Genomic DNA, 14,676 nt, shown 5'->3' on the forward strand with positions numbered 1-14,676 from the left:
TCCTCGGGGAGTTGGGGGGCGTCCACGCGCAGCACGTCGGCGCCCAGCAGCGCCAGTGTGCGTGTGGCGACGGGGCCGGCGAGGACGCGGGTTAGGTCCAGGACCCGCACGTCCTGGGCCGGTACGGATGCGGGCGCCAGCAGTCGAGGGCTGCTCTGACCCACGTGCCGCGTCTCGACCAGGGCGGGTCCGGCCGCAGCGGGCGCGGAAGCCACGGCCACGGCAAGGCCGCCCGCCGCGTAGACGGTCTCCTGGACCTCCCCGGCCGGTCGCGATGCCAGCTCCTTCGAGAGCACACCCACCAGCACCTGGTCCCCTCCTGTGTCCGCGATATCCAGGGCGCTGAGCAGCCGGGCTCGGTGGTGCGGGTAGTTGGCGTGGGTGCGAACCCAGCCGTCGGCCGCCTGCCAGAACCCGGACAGCGGGGCGAAAGACATCGGGGCCCGGCCGGCGATTCGCAGGTGGCGTTCGCTGACGAACGCGGTGGCCACCGCCGCCTCGTTCACCCGCACTGCGGGCACCGGCACGCGGTTGCGCAGCGCCAGCAGTTCCGCCGCTGCCAGCGAGGCCACTCCGACGCTGGCCCGCGCCAGTTCCCTCACCGGCAGACGCGACGGCAGGACAGCACCCGCCCCCTCGAAGGACACGCTCTGAACCAGTTGGCTCCGGCCCCCCAGGGCCGCCCAGGCGTGTGCGGTGGCCGCATCCTCGGTATACGTCATCCGCTCATTGTGCGACACCACCAGGATGACGCTGCTGGCGGGCATCTTGGCTGGCCCCCTGAAGGATCACGCAACGTAATCGACCACAGAAATTGATCCAGAACCCAAACTCATCGACAAGCGACGTCACTACTGGGTTCTGGCACACATTCCGTGAGGACGATCAGTGAGGTTTCACCACGGTGACGTGCCGTCATCTGGGACCGTGGTGCGGTGTGATGACTTCATAGCGGTGCTGTTTCCGCACTTCAGTGCGGTTTTGGTGGAGCGGGTGTTCACGGAGGGCGGCGTGGTGCGCATCGTGGCGAGGCCCCTCGATGGCACTGCTTCGTGCCCGGACTGTGAGTGTCCGTCGGCTCGTGTGCACAGCTGCTACGAGCGTCGCCTAGCCGATACTCCGGTCGGTGATCAGCCGGTACGGATCAGGCTGACGGTGCGGCGGTTGTACTGCGACAACTCCCGGTGCGGACGGCGTACGTTCGTCGAACAGGTCGCGGGGCTGACGTTCCGGTACGGGAGACGGACGCCTGCTGCACGCCGGGTCCTGGAGGCCGTGGCCGTCACGCTCGCCGGCCGGGCCGGGGCCCGGCTGGCCGTAACACTGCACAATGCGGTCAGCCGGACAACGCTGCTGCGGCTGCTGATGGCGCTTCCAGATCCCTTCTGGGAAGTGCCCAAGGTGCTCGGAGTCGATGACTTCGCCACCCGGCGCGGGCAGCACTACGGGACCGTGCTCATCGACTGCGAGAGCCGCAAACCGCTCGCCCTGCTGCCGGGACGGGACGCGGAGACGCTGGCCACATGGCTGCGTGAGCATCCCGGGATCGAGGTGATCTGCCGGGATCGCGTCGGCTCCTACGCCGAAGGCGCCCGCATCGGGGCCCCACAGGCAGTCCAGGTCGCCGACCGCTTCCACCTGTGGCAGAACCTCGGCACCGCAGTGGAACAATGCGTGCGCCGGCACACCGGATGCCTGCCGTCACCCGGCTCCGGCCCGGGTGACCCGCCGGAAATTGAACCGCCGCTGGCAACGGAGATGTCGCCGATCGAAGCCCGCATCCGTGAACGTCACGCCATCGTCCACGCCCTCCTCCACCAGGGCCATGGCATCCGGGAGATCGCCCGCGAGTTACACATAGGCGGGAACACGGTCCGCCGATGCGCCCGCGCGGCAACCGCCGAGGAGTTACTCGGCGGCCGGCGGCAATCACGACCCAGCCAGCTCGACCCCTACAAGTCCCACCTGGACAAACGCTGGGCAGAAGGCTTCACCAACGCGATCCAGCTCCACTCCGAGCTCCAGGGCCTCGGCTACAGCGGCAGCTACCAGATCATTAGCCACTATCTGCGGCCACGACGCCGACGCCGGATCCGCGTCGTCGGGCCCCCGCCACCAGGACTCCGACAAGTCACCGGGTGGATCATGCGTCACCCCGACCGACTCTCGGAAAGCGAGGGAAAACAGCTGGCCGAAATCCTTACCCGTTGCCCGGAGCTCGCGGCGGCTCACCGTCTCGTCCGCAGCTTCGCTGCCATCCTCACAACCCGCACCGGCCAACACCTGAAGGACTGGGTCGTCAGCACGCGAGCCGAGGAACTTCCCGGCCTCCACTCTTTCGCCACCGGCCTGGAGAAGGACTGGGACGCCGTCGTCCAGGGCCTGACGAGCCACTGGAACTCGGGTCCCGTCGAAGGCCGGGTCAACCACATCAAGATGGTCAAGCGCCAGATGTTCGGCCGCGCCAAACTCCCCCTGCTCCGCAAACGGGTACTTCTCACCGCCGCCCGGTGATGGCCTGCTCAGGTAGGACGAAGCCGTCGGAGTACGTACTCCGACGGCCGGCAGAGGGCTCGAACAACCACGTTGGTGACGACGAAATACCCCGGACTCACCCAACCATCCTCTTTGCTCACAAACCTCGGACCGTCCTCGCGGTAGTAGCGACGCAACACTCGGCGCAGCAGCGGAGTCCCAGCCACCAACAGAACCGGAGCGGCGACGACTGCACCGACCGTCACGCCGAGCCGGACCGCATAGATCCTGGCCACGCTCTCTATCCGCATCTCTCCAGTCTGCCGATCAGAAGAAACTCGTCCACCACTCTCACGGAATGTGTGCCAGAACCCGTGAGACGTCGATAAGGCCAATGCGGAGATAGTCGCCGAGGACCGCCGGCTGAGACTCGTCGGATATGAGATCCACCGCTCCGGCGGCTGGGAACTGAGGGAACCGGACGGCAGGCAACTTCTGCTGCAGGCCTTCTTCACCCAGCCTTCTCGCACGGCATTAGAAGCCGACGCTGTGATGCGGGTTCACCTGGCCACGCACCGGGCATTCGAGTCCGCCGACGCGGCCGGAGGCGGGTGTCGACAAGCACAAGATCCGTACGAACGCCGCGGGGTCTGCTTCCGCAGGAACGGGCGCCGCACCCACAGCCACGAAGCGGGATCTGACAGCCTCCTTGGCTCCAGTTCGAACTGGAGCCGGAGAAGGGTCTTCGCCATAGGTGAGACGCGGTGAAGGGGCCGGCCCCGCGACGGGGCCGGCCCCTTCCCGATCGCCGGGCGCGCATCACCACGCCGGGGCGGAAAGTCCCCTGATCACATCGGTTTGCGGCCAGTAGCGGTCCGGGGCGCCCGGGGCCGATGCTGCGGCGGGACCCCCAATGACTTGGGGGTCCCGCCGCGGCGTCGGGCGACCGAGCTGGGAGGCAGCATGTTTGTGACGGGGCCGTACGGCAAGCCAGATAGAAACACCAGCGGACCGACCAGCGTGGAGCAATGCACGAAAGATCCCGGTCATGTGGCCGCAGCGGGCCACACAGGGCTCCGCAATCTGGTGGCGCACCTGGAACGCCTGCGGACCAACAAAGCGACATATCCGACTTTCGCGATTCTTCGGACGCGCGGGGATGCGCTTGGGCATGCCATCCTCTTCGGCACCGGAGGGCGGCAGCCATCAACTGCCGTTCGTATGACCGGTTTTGCGGCCAGTAGCAGATTCAGCCTGCGGGCTGCCGGATCCCCCGTGTGCGGGGACGGCGGTCGCGCATCCCATCCGGAGGTTCCCGCCATCGTGTCCCCGTACCGACCCCGGGCCGTTGCCCCATCCGGCCCGGACCGTCCCACCGCCCGTCCGCCGGGCCCCGCGCAGGTGTGCGGGATCGTCGTCTTCCCCATCCTGGGCGCCGCCCTGACCACGCACGGCATGCCCGTGGGCGACGTGCTCGGCCTGCTCGCGGGCTGCGGAGTGATCGGCGCCGCCACCACCGCGGCCGCCGGAGGGGGCAGGGCCCTGCTGTCCGCACTGGCCGGCGCTGCGGCCCGCGCGGCCGCCGACACCGAGCACGGCGCCCGGGAGAGGGGCATGCCGTGAATCCGACCCTCGACCGGGACAGCACCCCGGCCCCCGGCCGCCACCACCGCCGCCTCGTCAGCCACCTGATCACCCTCAAGGAGCGCAGCGGCCGCAGTTTCGCCCAGCTGGCCGTCAACTCCCCCATCACGGGCGGCGCTGAAGGCATCGGGGCCGTCTCCGCGACCACGCTCAAGCGCGCGGTGGACCTCAAGCGCGTGCCGGGCGAGCGGGCCGTCACCGCCTACGTCCGCGCCTGCGGCGTCGGGGGCGATCAGGAGGCCCTGGGGCTCTGGCGAGCCGCACGCGCCGAGGACCGCGGCCGCCTCGGCCGCCTCGGCCGCCTGCGGGCACCCGAAGTGCACAGCATCCGCACCCGGGCCGACCTGGCCGCAGCCCTCGCAGCCGCCTATGAAGGCGCAGGCGCCCCCGTCCTGCGCGTCCTCCAGGAGCGCGCCGCCATCGCCGGAGTTCCCGGACCTGTGCTTCTGCCGCTGACCACGGCCTGGCGCACCGCCCGGCGCGAAGGCCTGCCCACCACTTGGAAGCAGTGCGAGGCCTTCCTGCGCGGCTGCGGTATCCCCGCCCGCCACATGTCGCGCTGGAAGGACGCGTGGGAGCGCGCCACCGCCGGCCGCACGGCAGTGCGGGACCGATTCCAGACCCGCACCGCACCGGGCGCCCCCGCCCACCGCGGCCGTACGCCTTCCTCCGCCCTCGTCAATTGGACGCCCGAGATGGAACAGTCGACGATGGCGACCATGAAGGCCTTGGCCTCCTTCGTCGAGGACTTGAAGCCCAAGATGGAGAAGTCGGCCATGGCGCTCGGGAAGGCCATGGGCCCCGCCCACGACACCATGAAGCCGCAACTGGAGAGGTCGGCCATGGCCGTCGTCAACGCGTTGGCGACCCTGCTGCGCTCATCCGACCCGCTCGTGCGGCACGCCGCCCTCACCCAGAGCCTGGCACGCGCGGTGGAGACCATCGCTCACCTCAACGGCATCGGCCCGCCCTCATCCCACAGCGGGCAGCTCAACCCTGTGTAGGGACAGTGCCTACCCGGGCCGGGGCTGGGAATCCGTCCAGGGGTAGCGAGCCATGCTTTGCTGCCCCGCCCAACCCGCCGCCAGGCCGCGCCCCCAGACCGTGGCGCCCAGGGCCTCAAGCACGCGCCGAACTCTGCGGGCGGTGCGGCGCACCGGTCGCCGCAGCATCAGGGGTGGCCTGGTCGGCGCGTGGTGCGCGGGCGCGGGAGGCCCCGGCCGGTCGGGGGAGGCCAGCCGGGGCCGATGGTGATGTGGGTACGGAGGGCGGTCGCCTCTCGGCGGAGGGCTCCATGGGGCTTCAGCCGAACGATCTTCCCCATGGGCTACAGGTGAGGCCCGGGGCCACTATCCCCTCCACACCCAGATGAACACGCCGTCCTCCGGGGATGTCCCAGTCCTCTGCACCTCCGGACGGTGAGCCGGACCACACCGCATCGTGCGGTCCACCCGGACCGGTGCGGTGAGATGCCCCCGGGCGTCACGCCCGTCAGCACCCGGCGACCGCAGGAGCATAGGCGCTCTGATCAGTGTCGCCTGATCAGAATCACCGTGGTGCTCACCACCAAGCCGGCGAACGTCGCAATGCCGAGTGCCGTGCCGATCGGCTCCTTGAGCACGGGATAGGCGTGAACGAGGAACGCTCCGAACGCGCACGCCATCAGCACGACCATCACGGCAATCACCACCACCGGCACCACCCATGACTGCCGGTCAGCCGCGGGCTCGCGGGCTTGGGCAGTCGTACCGGCGGGCGGCTGCGGGTTCTGCGGAGTAGTAGTCATCAGGGTTCCCCTTGGATGCGGTTCGGTAGGGAGATGGGGGCCGGGAGCGGTCCCACTCCTCGTGGTGGGCGAGGCGGTGTCCGGGCAGGAGCACCGCGGAATCTCGCGTTGGGCAGCACCATCGAGCACCGAGGGGTTAGCCCCGCAAGTCCGCTGCGGCCAGGAGAAAGGTGCATGGCCACCGGAAGACAAAAAGCGCTGTGTGGCGTTCTCCGCGCCGAACAGGCCTGCCCGGGCCGATCAGGCCCGGATCATTCAAAAGGGCTCAGATCGCAGGCTGCTTCGTTTCACGGGATCTCCGGGCTATGCGCGGCACGCCTGCGTGTCCATGCGGACTTGGCGCCGTTTAGCGGCTCATCCCGTACACAGCCGCCCCGCAAGCGCTGCTCCATTGCTGCGCTGCGGCGACGCCGCGGCCGTCATCGAGGAGCGGCCGTACGTGGCAGGCGTACCGGGCAGGGTTGGTGCGGCGGTACTCGCACGGGCACAGACCCGCAGTCGGGGGAGCTCCGGAGCGAGAAGGGTACGTGCGCGCTTCTCGCCGGTCCGAGAAGCGGGCGCCAGTAGTCGGGTGGAACGGGGTGGCGAGGAGAAGAGGCAGGAGCGGCGTTCTCCGTGGCGTGAGGGGCGCCGCTCCTGGTCCTCGTTGCTAGCGGGCGAGTGCTTCGGGCAGGTGGTTGCCGGCTACGAAGTACTTGACCAGGTCCTGGTCGACCGGAGCGGCGTGTCTCGGTTGCCAGATCGAGGGGGCTGCGGACAGACGCAGGGGTTCGGGCAGGTGCTGGTCGGCGGTGTAGCCGAGGTATCTGGAGTAGGCGCACCAGGCGCGTGCGGCGGTGAGGGGGCCGGTGGCTGCGTGGTAGACGGCCAGGACGTGGGCGGAGAGGGCGTGGTCGGCGCCGGCGGCGTAACGCTCTTCTCTGGATTCGCTACAAGCATCCCCACCTGACCTGGAAGCAGCTGCGGCGTCGCTATTACGGGGCCGACCGCATTACCGAGGGCGGGATCGTCCTTTACAACCCGGCGAAGATGAAGGTCCAGCGCTACCAGTTCCGCGGAGCGCAGATCAGCACGCCATACAACATCGACGAGGTCGATCCCGACGGAGCACGTTTCCGCCGGACGAACCACGACGATGTGGCCTTCGTCGGCCAGGTCAGCGAATACCTCGCCTGACACATCGGATTACGTGGAGAGCCGGATACTCGGCCAACGGGCACGTCCGGTTCGGCGGGCGGGGATGGGAAAACCGACACCGGAAACGGTGCACGGTGTCCCGTCCCCGACCCAACACATGGAACTCGACCGCCGCGGCGCCGAACTCCTCTTCCAAGTTCTGACCGAACGCGAGGAGAAGAACAGTGTCGCCATCGCCTCCAACGAGTCCTTTGGCAAAGCGCACATGTTCCGGCGAACCTGTGCGACGCGGCACCGAAACTTCACGGGTTGGGCTTGGGGAGCCACATCGGGCCGTACGACTGCGTGAAGTCTTCGGCTACTTCGTGTGTGTCGGGGTCATCGGTGTCCAGCGCCCGGCCTACGAGCTGGCCGAGTAGCTCCCAGGCTTCGATACGGGCGAGGAGCTCGGCGAAGCGCCGGTACTCGTCATCGTCGGCCGAGTCGAGTTGCTCCAAGATGAGTGGTTCGAGCAGCGGTACCAGCTCGTCGTGCGGGATGCGGTCGATGGCTTGCCGGGCGGCCAGAGCCCACCCGTGGGACAGGGAGAGGCCGACAAGGTTGCCGAGGAGTGCCGGGACGTCATCTGGGAGTGCCGCGAGGAAGTCGAGGGCGGTGCCCTGCTGCCATGGTCCTGCTCCTGCGGTCAGAGCGGCTTTGAGGATCCCGGGCCTGTCGTGGGCCTTTTGGTAGAAGTCGGCTTGGCGGCGGTGCATTTCCCGCTTGGCCTCGACGCATGCCTGCCAGAGCTCGTCGTCGGATGGTGGGGTGCTCATGGGCTTTTCTCCGTCAGGCTGTCGGGACGTCGGGGAGCCGTGTCCGGTCGACGTGGTCGGCGAGATAGATCATGACGCCTTCGGGTTCCATGCCGAGGGCTGCGGCGACGAGTTTGGGGTCGAGGACGTTCACCAGGTCGGAGAGCCGGGTGCATCGCAGGGTCCTGGGTGGGATGCCGCAGGGGTCCAGGACGTGGCTGATATAGGCAGTCGACGCCGGAGCCCGCCCGGTCTTGGTGATCCGGGTGACCACGATGTGAGAGTTGTCGGTGTGCTGGTTCTCGCGGTGGGCCAGGCATCGTTGCAGAACCGACCAGCTGGCCGGGTCCAGCGGCACCGGATGCGGGCGCCTGCCCAGGCGGACGGTGCGGTCGGTCGGATCGATGGCCGTAGCGGGCGATGGTCTTGGTCAGCTGCTTCTCGTCGGCGGCCTCGACGAGCTCGTTGACCAGCTTAGTTGCCAGCACGTACTTGACCCAGTAGCCGGCCATGGCGGCTTCGGTGCCGAGGGCGATCAGCAGGTGGGACTTGCCGGTGCCGGAGTCGCCGATCAAACAGAGCGGCAGGCTCTTCTTGATCCATTCGCACTTGGCGAGGGTGTGGATCATGGCCACGTCGATGTTGGGGTTGGCGTCGAAGTCGAACTTTCGCAGGGACTTGTCGCGGGGGAATCCGGCGGCCTTGATGCGGCGTTCGGAGCGGCGGCGGCCCCGGTCGTCGCACTCGGCAAGGAGAAGTTCGGCGAGGAAGCCGAGGTAGGACATCTGCTCGCGTTCGCCCGCTCCTTCGCCGAGGCCGGGCGGGAGGCACGTGCACGCCTCCTCCCGGCTCGGCGCAGCCGGGACTGCCCACGCGCGATCAAGAAGCCGAACCGCTGACCCGTGCTGAGGACTCGCGCTCGACGCGGCACCGTGCAACCCGGCCGCTGGGCGCACAACCAGACCTCGAAGCCGATGAGCACCCGCCGGGCCGGAAGACCAGCCATCAAGGGAACGTAAGCCTTGCACCGCTGCCTTCTGCTTGCCGGACGTCCGTAGGCGCCTCAGCTCAGTTGCTTGAACCTGTTGAGGTCGCAGACGTCTGGGTCGCCCCGGTACTCATAGAGGCGAGGGACTCGCCGACTTCCGTCGACATGCAGCCCCGTGCCGTAATAGCCCCCCTCCTCCGAACTGTTCCAGTAGCCGCTGATTGTGTGGAACGTCAGCGAGATGGGGTAATCGACGCTGTCAGTGCTGGTCAGCTCCCACGTCCCGTTGCCCTCTCTCTGCTCTGGTGGGCCCTCTGCACCCTTAAGGTCCGTCGGCCACCCCGTCGTCGTGAACGTTCCATCACCCTTGAGGGTCACGGAACGGTCTGCTGCATCTTGATAGGTGCCGACCAGATCCTGACTGGCCAGCTCGTCCGGCCGCTGGCCCTCCCCTGGGCAGGGTGAGTATCGGGCGAAGCACCCTGTCGTGGTCGAAACAGCGACCAGAGTTAGTGCCCCCACAAGGCCGCCGAGTCTTCGATTCATGTTCTCCCCTGCACGATCGAGAATCTCCTTGAGCCTGCGCCGGAGCAGCAGGTGCCGCCCGCTCGACTACGGCTTGCCCGGCACTATCCGCTCCATCATCGCCGTAGCGGCCGCCAGCACAGTGGGCGGGCCAGTTGAGATGACTTCTCATTCCTCGACCTCAGCGGCATGGTCGTTAACGCAACTGCATTGGCCTTCGCCGGCCCCCAGCGGCCGCTGCCCCGGCATTCCGCAGCGCGAACAGGTACCGCTGCGCGGTGCATGTAGTTGGCCAAACTGGCCACCTACGGCGCTAAGTCACACCTCTCTGTGCCTGAGCGTTTTACTTGGCCCCTGAGTGCTCTAGTTGGCCCCACTGAGCAGCGTAGGTGGCCCGCAGGGTAGCGGGAGTGGCCAGATTCGGGGCAGTTTCCGCGTTGCTGCGAACGTGAGGCCTGGCCCCCGAGTGTGCTGGTGCTGTGGCGTCCTCCCTTGACCAGGCGAACCCGGACCGGGATCCGGTTTGGTCCCACAGCTGCTCGCTCACAGACCTTGCAGTCCGACAGGTCACCCCGGAGCAGCCCACGGTCTCCGCAGGGACATCGCGCCACGCGACACCGGTGCGCAGCGCGTACAGGATGCCCGCGAGAGCCACCCGGTCGGGAACACGTAGCCGCCCGGGGTGGCGACGGCGCCGTTCGGGAGCGGGTGGTGGCAGCAGGGCCACCCGGTCCCACAGATCGTCAGGAACAAGATCAGCACGCACCCCAGACACCTGCCGACCAAGATCGTCGAGCACAAGACCCGCTGCTGAACTCATTGTGAAACGATCAGTTAGTCACTTAGCGCTGTAGCGGAACAGGATCGTCATCGCCCCTGGCGACTCCCGGTCCATAACCCTGATCCCCGAGAAGTGCGAGGGCCCGGTCAGCAGTGCCCTGCCGACGCCCCCGCCGGGCGTCCGCGCCGCTTCGCATGGCTCTGCGGGCTGTTCAGTCCTGGTGAGTGTTCCGGAGGATTCGGTCGACGACCTGTGTGGCGTGCTTCGGCTGCTCCTTGAGCCAGCTGCCGAGGTGTTCGCGGACAGCCTCCCCGACACAGCCGCGTACGTCGGTGTTGCCCAGCAGCTCGTGCGTGGCGCCGAGGTATTCGGGGTGTTCGAGTTTCACCGACACGACTGCCGTAAGGCCATCGTTGATCCGGTCGGCCCAGGGAGCGTTGTCCCCCGTCAGCAGCCCTCGTTCACGCGCGTACGCGGTGACCGCCGCCGCCACTCCGTCTCGGAAGCCGTCCACGTGCGTGCCGCCCTGGCGAGTGGCCCGGCTGTTGGCGAAGCTGCGTATTCGCTCCCGGCGGGAGCCGCTCCACAGCAGGGCCACCTCCACCGTCCCCGCCATCCGCGGATCGTCGTGCTCGAAGCCGATGACGTCCGGATGAAGGGCGGCCCCCGTTTCCGCGTCGAGGGCGGCCACGAAGTCCCGCACGCCGTCCGGAAACCGGAAGCTCACCGCCCGTGCCCCGCCCGCCGGGCGTTCGTCGGTCAGCGAGATCCCCAGGCCCCGGTTGAGGAAGGCCACCTGCCGGAAGCGCTCCGCCAACACGGCGAACGAGCACCACGTCGTTTCGAAGACCTCGGTGTCGGGCCAGAAGGCAATGATCGTCTTGCTTCCGGCCATCGGCCCCGTGGCGGCTGGCTGGGCGGCCGCGACACCTCGCGCGTACTTCTGGACCCGGCAGGTCCCCCCGCGCTGCACCTCGGCCGTCAGTCTGCTCGACAGGGCGTTGGCTACGAAGAGCCCCGCATGGCCGCCATGGCTCACGTGCGCGATGTGCCGACCACCGCGCTCGGCGGCGGACATACCGGTCAGCAGGGCTTCGAGACCGCGGCCGCCGGTGTCCCCGTCGGCCGCGAAGGGACCCCCAGTCCCATTGTCGGCGACCCGCACGCCGCCGTCGTGGGTCAGCGTGACATCGACGGAGCCGCCTTCGCAGCCGGCCAAGACACGGTTCACGGACCAGCCCACGACCTGAAGCACCAACTCGTGCAGCCCGCGTTCGCTCGTCGAGCCAACCCACATACCGGGCCGTTTCCGAACGGCTTCCCGCCCCTCCAGCGCCTCGATCCTGACAGCGTCGTAGCCCATTCTCTTCCCACTCACGAAGACCCCTCCCATGGTGTTCGGCAGATCTCCGCAGCCTATGCAGGATCCATGAGAACACCAGGCCAGAGGCATTCCGGCGAAGCTGTGGGCGGGTGGGTGAGAGCGTGCCGGGAAGTAGTTGGCCCAGGGTGCCGTAGACCACGCCCGGAACATGGCCGCGGCCCCGGCGAGGCCGCGTACGCCCTCACTCCGGGCACCCCTGAGGCTTCCAATTCCATCGACGACGGGTAGACAGCACGCGAAGCTCCAGGCGGACACGGGTGATCCTGTTGACAATTCGCCTACGAAGCAGCTTCGTAGGCGAATCCAACCCGTGGCCAGTGCCACGAGAATCGACACCGACTGAGGACGGGTCTGGAGCGTCATGCGCGTCAGCGAAGTCCACGGAGCGGAGAACGTACGCCTAGGCCGTTTCGTTTGGATCACCGCGCAGACCAGAGGAAGATGCCCGCGATGTGGAGTCCGGCGATGTAGATGGTCGCGGTCTTCTCATAGCGGGTGGCGAGGCCTCGCCACTGTTTCAAGAGGTTGATGCAGCGGCGTTCCTGCCATCGGCAGCAGGCCAGGCCGATCCGCAGCCGAGGTCATCCACCCGACCACATCGTCGGCCCGCCCTGCGCATTCGCCGGACCGGTCGTGCCGAGCGGCCTGCCCGGCCCAGGGGCGGCCCAAGACCTGCGGGAAGATCCACGACGGGGGCTACCGCGGGTTCCGTCGCCACGCGCACAGGATCGTCACCAAACCGACATACCGAGCGGTCGGAAACCCCCTTACGCAGGGGCTATACCCATGAGTAACGTACGCGGACCACCAGCGCCACCCGCCCGTTCCCCGGGGCGGCAAGGAGCAAGATCGATGTCGTACCACCAGCCTTTCCCCGGCCCACCGCCCGTACCCCAGCACCGAAATGCCGGGCGGCACCGCCAAGAGGCGGCGTCGCAATCCTGGGAGGATGGATCGCCGTCCTGGGACGCCGATCCACAGGCAGCCTGGGACTCGTCCCCGCGAGCCTGGGACTCCTCGCCACAGGGCTGGGACTCCGCGCAGCAGCCCTGGGACGATTCCCCGCAGCCGCAACCGCCCGCCGCCACCGACGATCGTGATGATCTGCACCGGCTCGGATCGGCTTACCGCAGGCTCCGCCGCGTCGCCACCTTCACCACGCTCGGCTACTTCGTCATCTTCCTTTTCCTGTCCGGCTACGCCCCCTCGATGATGACCAGCAACATCACCGGTGGTCTCACCACCGGTCTGGTCCTGGGGCTCCTCCAGCTGCCCGTGGCGCTGGCTGCGATCGCGCTTTACGAGCGGATCGCGCGCAACCACGTCGACCCGCTCGCCGCGGCGATCCGCGAACGCGCCGAGCAGGCGGCCGCGGCAGCCGCGCCCCGGCCAGAACGCCAGAGCCGCTCCGGACGCCCCGTGTGGCAGCAGCCCACCGGAGGTGCGCGCGCATGACCAGCTTCAGCTCCGAGGCCCAGACCATGTCGCTGATGGCGTTCATCGCGGTCATCACTGTCACGCTGCTGCTGTGCGTGATAACCGGCCCCGATCGTGACGACCTGGGCGATTTCTACACCGGCTACCGCTCGCTCTCCCCCGTGCAGAGCGGCCTCGCGATCGCCGGCGACTACATCTCCGCCGGCACCGTACTCGGCACCATCGGCATCATCGCGCTCGTCGGCTACGACGGCGTCACGCTCGTCCTGAGCACCGTGCTCTCGCTGGTCCTGATGATGTTCCTGCTCGCCGAACCGCTGCGTAACGCCGGCCGGTTCACGATCGGCGACGTCTTCACCCGGCGTCTCCCCGGCCCCGCCGTACGGATCACCACGGCCGCGGTCACCCTGACCGCACTGCTGCCGCTGGTGATCTTCCAGCTCGCGGGCGCCGGCGATCTCCTCTCCGTCGTCCTCGGCTTCGACGCCGACGGCTTCAAGACCGGGGCGATCGTGTTCCTGGGCCTGCTGATGATCGCGTACGCGGCGATCGGCGGCATGAAGGGCACCGCCTTCATCCAGATCGTCAAGACCGTCGTCCTGCTCGGCGCGTCCCTCGCGATCGCCGCGCTCATCCTCAACCGCTTCGACTTCAGCCTGCCCTCCCTGCTGGACGCCGCCAAGCGCGGCAGCGGGGCGGGAGACGCCTATCTCGCCTCCGGTCTGCAGTTCGGCGGCAACGAACTCGACATGATCAGCACCCAGTTGACGGTCGTGCTCGGCGCCGCGGTGCTGCCACAGATCACCATGCGCATGTTCACCGCACGCAGCGCGGCAGCCGTGCGGCGCTCGATGTCCTGGGCCGTGTCGACCGTCGTCGTGACCTGTCTGCTGATCGCCGTCATCGGCTTCGGCGCGGCGGCGATCGTCGGCCACCAGGGGATCGTCGCCGGCGACCCACAGGGCAAGACAGCGTTCCTCATGGTCAGCCAGGCCGTCATGGGCACGGACCAGACGACCGTCGAGACACTGCTGTTCACGGCCGTGGCGACAGCCATCTTCCTCACCCTGCTGGCCTCGGTCGCCGGGATCACCCTCGCCTGCGCCAACACCCTGGCGCACGACCTCATCACACACGGGCTGCGCCGCAAGGCGCAACTGAAGGCCTCCGCAGAGATGGCCATCGCCCGGACCGCCGCGGCGGGCGTCGGGCTCGTGGCGATCGCGATCGCCGCCGGTGCACGGCATCTGAACCTTCAGGCACTGCTCACCCTGTCGTTCTGCATCGGCGCGTCCGCAGTTGCACCGGCCCTCATCTACAGCCTCTTCTGGCGCCGCTACTCCCGTACGGGACTGCTCTGCACCCTCATCGTGGGCAGCGCCTCCGCGGTCATCCTCATGACCGGCAGCAACCTAGTGTCCGGATCGCCCCAGGCGATCTTCCCGGACCAGGACTTCAACTGGTTCCCGTTCACCACCTCGGGCATCCTCTCGGCCCCGCTGGGCTTCCTCGCGGGCTGGCTCGGCACGGTGCTCTACGAACGTGACCCGGCCGACCAGCGCATGCGGTACAAAGCGGTCGAGGAGACAATCCTGGCCGGCACACCCGCGGCGAACAGCGCCTCCGCGTCCTGACGCGCACGCCCCGACGAAAGGGCGCCCGGCCTGAAGTTCCAGGCCGGGCGCCCTTTCGGCTGTCCCGAGGCGCCTAGACTAGGGCGGCCTC

12 protein-coding genes and 3 pseudogenes are annotated in these 14,676 nt (G+C 68.3%); 7 read left to right on the top strand and 8 right to left on the bottom strand.

Features of this window, described 5'->3' with window-relative positions; translation table 11 throughout:
- The coding region (locus ACFWSK_RS31230) for a CoA transferase (RefSeq protein ID WP_383793583.1) at positions 1 to 572 on the bottom strand (572 nt) is incomplete at its 3' end.
- 421 nt (positions 573 to 993) lie between these two features.
- Between ACFWSK_RS31230 and ACFWSK_RS31235 the strand changes: the two genes are divergently transcribed.
- From ACFWSK_RS31235 to ACFWSK_RS31245, 3 genes are all read left to right on the top strand, one after another.
- Positions 994 to 2,514 carry an ISL3 family transposase gene (locus ACFWSK_RS31235; RefSeq protein WP_383793586.1) on the top strand — a complete coding sequence of 507 codons (1,521 nt, stop codon included), beginning with the start codon at positions 994 to 996 and terminating at the stop codon, positions 2,512 to 2,514.
- Between the two features lie 1,284 nt (positions 2,515 to 3,798).
- On the top strand, positions 3,799 to 4,098 hold the full coding sequence (locus ACFWSK_RS31240; RefSeq protein ID WP_383793506.1) for a hypothetical protein: 300 nt from the start codon (positions 3,799 to 3,801) through the stop codon (positions 4,096 to 4,098).
- Entirely contained in the window at positions 4,095 to 5,123 is a 1,029-nt protein-coding gene (locus ACFWSK_RS31245; protein ID WP_383793509.1) for a hypothetical protein, read from the top strand. The genes ACFWSK_RS31240 and ACFWSK_RS31245 overlap by 4 nt, the downstream gene beginning before the upstream one ends.
- Before the next feature lie 524 nt (positions 5,124 to 5,647).
- On the opposite strand, the gene ACFWSK_RS31250 is transcribed toward ACFWSK_RS31245, so the two are convergent.
- Complete coding sequence (locus tag ACFWSK_RS31250) at positions 5,648 to 5,905, bottom strand: hypothetical protein (RefSeq protein ID WP_383793513.1); 258 nt, start codon at positions 5,903 to 5,905, stop codon at positions 5,648 to 5,650.
- 1,029 nt (positions 5,906 to 6,934) lie between these two features.
- Between ACFWSK_RS31250 and ACFWSK_RS31255 the strand changes: the two genes are divergently transcribed.
- The gene (locus ACFWSK_RS31255; RefSeq protein ID WP_383793516.1) at positions 6,935 to 7,081 is read left to right on the top strand and encodes a hypothetical protein; all 147 of its coding nucleotides are present in this window, start codon (positions 6,935 to 6,937) and stop codon (positions 7,079 to 7,081) included.
- Positions 7,082 to 7,196: 115 nt separating this feature from the next.
- Positions 7,197 to 7,391: pseudogene (locus ACFWSK_RS31260) on the top strand (ATP-binding protein); the annotation flags it as partial.
- On the opposite strand, the gene ACFWSK_RS31265 reads toward ACFWSK_RS31260, so the two are convergent.
- The 6 genes and pseudogenes from ACFWSK_RS31265 to ACFWSK_RS31290 form a co-directional block, all read right to left on the bottom strand.
- Complete coding sequence (locus ACFWSK_RS31265; RefSeq protein ID WP_383793518.1) at positions 7,345 to 7,857, bottom strand: hypothetical protein; 513 nt, start codon at positions 7,855 to 7,857, stop codon at positions 7,345 to 7,347. The pseudogene ACFWSK_RS31260 and the gene ACFWSK_RS31265 overlap by 47 nt on opposite strands.
- Before the next feature lie 13 nt (positions 7,858 to 7,870).
- A complete protein-coding gene (locus tag ACFWSK_RS31270; RefSeq protein WP_383793521.1) occupies positions 7,871 to 8,194 on the bottom strand; it encodes a hypothetical protein in 324 nt (107 codons plus the stop codon).
- A 49-nt stretch (positions 8,195 to 8,243) separates the two neighbouring features.
- Positions 8,244 to 8,657, bottom strand: a pseudogene (locus tag ACFWSK_RS31275) (ATP-binding protein); the annotation flags it as partial.
- 242 nt (positions 8,658 to 8,899) lie between these two features.
- A complete protein-coding gene (locus ACFWSK_RS31280) occupies positions 8,900 to 9,202 on the bottom strand; it encodes a hypothetical protein (protein ID WP_383793524.1) in 303 nt (100 codons plus the stop codon).
- A gap of 709 nt (positions 9,203 to 9,911) precedes the next feature.
- Positions 9,912 to 10,115: pseudogene (locus ACFWSK_RS31285) on the bottom strand (transposase); the annotation flags it as partial.
- A 226-nt stretch (positions 10,116 to 10,341) separates the two neighbouring features.
- Positions 10,342 to 11,508, bottom strand: coding sequence for a DNA gyrase subunit B (locus tag ACFWSK_RS31290; RefSeq protein WP_383793527.1), 1,167 nt, complete (start codon positions 11,506 to 11,508; stop codon positions 10,342 to 10,344).
- Positions 11,509 to 12,366: 858 nt separating this feature from the next.
- Between ACFWSK_RS31290 and ACFWSK_RS31295 the strand changes: the two genes are divergently transcribed.
- Both ACFWSK_RS31295 and ACFWSK_RS31300 read left to right on the top strand, forming a co-directional pair.
- Positions 12,367 to 12,969 carry a DUF485 domain-containing protein gene (locus ACFWSK_RS31295; protein ID WP_383793530.1) on the top strand — a complete coding sequence of 201 codons (603 nt, stop codon included), beginning with the start codon at positions 12,367 to 12,369 and terminating at the stop codon, positions 12,967 to 12,969.
- Positions 12,966 to 14,585 carry a cation acetate symporter gene (locus tag ACFWSK_RS31300; RefSeq protein WP_383793533.1) on the top strand — a complete coding sequence of 540 codons (1,620 nt, stop codon included), beginning with the start codon at positions 12,966 to 12,968 and terminating at the stop codon, positions 14,583 to 14,585. Before ACFWSK_RS31295 ends, ACFWSK_RS31300 begins: the two co-directional genes overlap by 4 nt.
- The last annotated feature ends 91 nt before the right edge of the window (positions 14,586 to 14,676 follow it).

Source organism: Streptomyces sp. NPDC058620, assembly GCF_042717135.1.
Lineage (GTDB): Bacteria > Actinomycetota > Actinomycetes > Streptomycetales > Streptomycetaceae > Streptomyces.

What these genes read in the sequence shown, in the direction of transcription:
- ACFWSK_RS31300 (WP_383793533.1), top strand. Translation starts at nt 12,966, where the DNA reads ATGACCAGCTTCAGCTCCGAGGCCCAGACCATGTCGCTGATGGCGTTC.
- ACFWSK_RS31255 (WP_383793516.1), top strand. Translation starts at nt 6,935, where the DNA reads ATGAAGGTCCAGCGCTACCAGTTCCGCGGAGCGCAGATCAGCACGCCA.
- ACFWSK_RS31265 (WP_383793518.1), bottom strand. Translation starts at nt 7,857, where the DNA reads ATGAGCACCCCACCATCCGACGACGAGCTCTGGCAGGCATGCGTCGAG.
- ACFWSK_RS31295 (WP_383793530.1), top strand. Translation starts at nt 12,367, where the DNA reads ATGTCGTACCACCAGCCTTTCCCCGGCCCACCGCCCGTACCCCAGCAC.
- ACFWSK_RS31250 (WP_383793513.1), bottom strand. Translation starts at nt 5,905, where the DNA reads ATGACTACTACTCCGCAGAACCCGCAGCCGCCCGCCGGTACGACTGCC.